The sequence below is a fragment of the Oleiphilus sp. HI0079 genome, assembly GCF_001635105.1.
In genome coordinates, this window is sequence record NZ_LWFT01000563.1 from 1 (window position 1) to 3,278 (window position 3,278).

Here is a 3,278-nt window from a genome sequence, read left to right on the forward strand (position 1 = left end):
CTCGGAAACCGGTCATCACTTCATCAAAGATCAATACGGTTTTATATTCATCGCAGACCGTGCGTAAACCTTCTAAAAAGCCTGCAACCGGAGGAATGCAGTTCATGTTACCCGCGACTGGCTCCACGATGATGGCTGCTACCTCTTCACCGATTTCGGCAAAAGCTTGTTTGACCGAGTCTAGGTCATTAAAGCGAAGCGTAATGGTATGTTCGGCTAGACTTGCCGGGACGCCTGGGGAGTTAGGAACCCCAAGAGTCAGTGCGCCAGAACCTGCTTTAACGAGCAGTGAGTCTGAGTGGCCATGATAACAACCCTCAAATTTAACAATTTTGTCTCGCCCGGTGAAACCGCGCGCAAGACGAATTGCACTCATCGTTGCTTCGGTACCTGAGCTCACCATGCGAACCTTTTCTATTGATGGCACCAACGAGCATACTTTCTTTGCCATGCGTGTTTCGAGCTCTGTTGGTGCACCGTACCCCAAGCCTTGTATCAATTGCTTTTGAACCGCATCTACAACGCTTTTATTCGCGTGACCGGTAATCATCGGACCCCATGACCCAACATAATCGATGTAGCGTTTTTCATCGGCATCGAACAAGTACGGGCCTTCGCCCTTTTCGAAGAATAGCGGGCTGCCGCCAACACCTTTAAAAGCACGTACTGGCGAGTTTACGCCCCCAGGAATAACGGTTTGTGCATCAAGAAAAAGGTCCTCAGAACGAGACATGTCTTACTCCAATATTAATAAAGTGAGGCAAACGCCCGAGCGCTTGCACGAATAGATGGTTGCCCGAACACGCCCGAAATGACGGCCAGCATGGTTGCTCCGTGATGACGCACTTGTAGAGCGTTTTCAGTGTTGATGCCGCCGATGGCACAAATTGGTACCGGCAGTTTACTCGCCTCTTGCAAAGTGGCAAGTGAGCACGGCTTTGCTGAGGGCTTGGTCGGTGATGGAAACATTGCGCCAAAAGCGCAGTAATCAGCGCCTTGATCAATAGCCTGACTCGCCAATTCAAGTGAGTTGTGACAGGTGACACCGAGAATCTTTGCTCCTAGCTTTTGGCGTATTGTCTCGATTGCGCCGTCACTTTGACCGATGTGTATGCCGTCCGCATCACATGCGAGGCATAGCTCCACAGAGTCATTAATTAGAAAGCTTGCGCCATACTCTCGCGTAACGGATCTTAGTTGTTTGGCTTCAGCTAGCTGTTGATCATAAGGCGCTGTTTTATTTCGATATTGAACAATCCGCGCGCCCCCAATCAAGGCCTCTTCTACGGCAGATCTTAGTGCTTCTTTGCCGGCAGGGATGAGTTTGGGGTCAGTGATAATGTAGAGCCCTTTCAATTTGTCTGAACTCATAGAGTCGGTTTTACCACAACAAGAATGACGACAACGACGAGGATAAGCACCGGAAACTCATTAAACCAGCGGTAATAGACGTGGCCCTTGCTATTGTCATCGGCCGCAAAGCGCTTGACCATGCGCCCACATAGACCGTGATAGGCTGCAAGAACGAGTACCAAAGTGAGTTTTATATGGAACCATGCGCTCGCGAGGTAGTATTCGGGAGAATAGCTAATGAGCATGCCGCCAAAGATAAACGTTGCAATCATGCTGGGAGTTCCGATGCCTCGATATAACTTACGCTCCATTATCTTGAAACGCTCAATACTAAGCTTGTCTTCAGCCATTGAGTGATAAACAAACAAGCGAGGCAGATAAAATAGTGCAGCAAACCAGCAAACCATGGCGATAATGTGAAAGGCTTTAAACCACAGCATAAGGATTAATTTCCTGTGTATTGGTAGTAACGGTTAATATCATTTTGAGTCAACACACCCAACGTTCGTTTAAGGCCTCCACTATCGCGTTCAACGATTAAGGCCCCTTTTGCCTCTTTGTTTAAGGTTTTCAGGGCCTCTTCGAGCGTGGCTTGATAATAGATGTGAGCAAAGTCCTGCCGATGTGCAGGGATCTCAAGTAGCGCAATGCTTGCATGTTTTTCGTTTTCTGCCTCGTGTTTTGCGTCTTTTTCATCCTGAGGTTTGTTTTGTTCCATATAACGAACGAGATCAACCGCCGGCAGTAAAGAGACTGGAATATTTTTGTCGTTGTGAATAATGACCCAGTGGGGTCCTTGCCTAAGAATTTCTTCCGCTTCTTGCCATTCAACATGTTTTTGCGCTCGGGCGAACTTTCGATCCATGATCGCAAGCACGCTCACGCTGCGCAGAGCTTGAACGGTTGGGCTACTGTTGTAGTTTAAACCTTGCGCTTCGAGCATCGTGATGAAGACCGATTTTTGTTTGAACACCGTACTAGCGAACATGCTAGATACAACGATCACTAACATTCCAGGCAAGATAATATTTGGATTTTGTGTTAGCTCGAGAATTGCCATTAGAGCTGCCAAGGGCGCTTGGAGGACCGACCCCATCATTGCACCCATACCTAGCATGGCGTAAAAACCAGTCGATGAGGCAATATCCGGCATCAGCCATTGCGCGATAATACCAAGTGCCCCGCCAGTCGTTGCCCCGATGAATAGGGTTGGACCGATCATACCGCTAGGCATCCCAAGACCAAGTGTCGTCGCAGTTACCAGCAGCTTGGTCAGTGCAATACCGCACAATAAACCCAAAGCGATCTGGCCGGTAAAGGTATGGTTTACGGTGTCATAGCCAATGCCCATAATTTCAGGAAATAAATAGGCCCCGCTTGCGGTGATCATGCCGGCTAGCGTAATACGAAAGAAAATGTTCACCTTGAGTGCTTTCATAGACGTTAGCAGCAGGCGAACAAATATCGCTGAAATACATCCTATGATCAGTCCGCACAAAATAATGTAGGGAATTTCAAACGGAGAGCTTAAGTAAAGCTGCGGGACAAAAAACGCAGGCTCTGGGCCATAAATGATTTGAGATGCGAAGGCTGCCGTGACCGAGGCAATAATAATGGGTGTAAAACCAATCAGGCTATACTCCATAAGTACCACTTCCATCGCAAAGATAACGCCAGCAATGGGAGTGTTGAATGACGCTGAAATGGCAGCCGCGCAACCGCAGGCTATCAAGATCCGAATGCTGTTGTTCGGAAGCTTAAAGTACTGCCCCATAATACTCGCGGCTGCAGAGCCAAGATGCACCGCTGGCCCCTCTCGTCCTGAAGATTGCCCGCTGGCAATCGTAAGAAATCCCGCTAAAAATTGAACAAATAGCGACTTCACTGACATGTAGCCTTGATGGTACGCAAGGCGTTCCATGACA

The 3,278-nt window shown here is 48.3% G+C and carries 4 protein-coding genes; all 4 read right to left on the bottom strand.

Going from position 1 to position 3,278, the window contains the following annotated elements; translation table 11 throughout:
• The coding region (locus A3750_RS09230) for a glutamate-1-semialdehyde 2,1-aminomutase (RefSeq protein WP_156498498.1) at positions 1 to 733 on the bottom strand (733 nt) is incomplete at its 3' end.
• Positions 734 to 747: 14 nt separating this feature from the next.
• Complete coding sequence (gene thiE / locus A3750_RS09235; protein WP_068458553.1) at positions 748 to 1,371, bottom strand: thiamine phosphate synthase; 624 nt, start codon at positions 1,369 to 1,371, stop codon at positions 748 to 750.
• Positions 1,368 to 1,799: a protoporphyrinogen oxidase HemJ gene (hemJ, locus tag A3750_RS09240; RefSeq protein ID WP_068458552.1), complete on the bottom strand. Its 432-nt coding sequence runs from the start codon at positions 1,797 to 1,799 to the stop codon at positions 1,368 to 1,370. The genes thiE and hemJ overlap by 4 nt, the downstream gene beginning before the upstream one ends.
• The coding region (locus A3750_RS09245) for a chloride channel protein (protein ID WP_156498499.1) at positions 1,799 to 3,278 on the bottom strand (1,480 nt) is incomplete at its 5' end. The genes A3750_RS09245 and hemJ, both read right to left, overlap by 1 nt.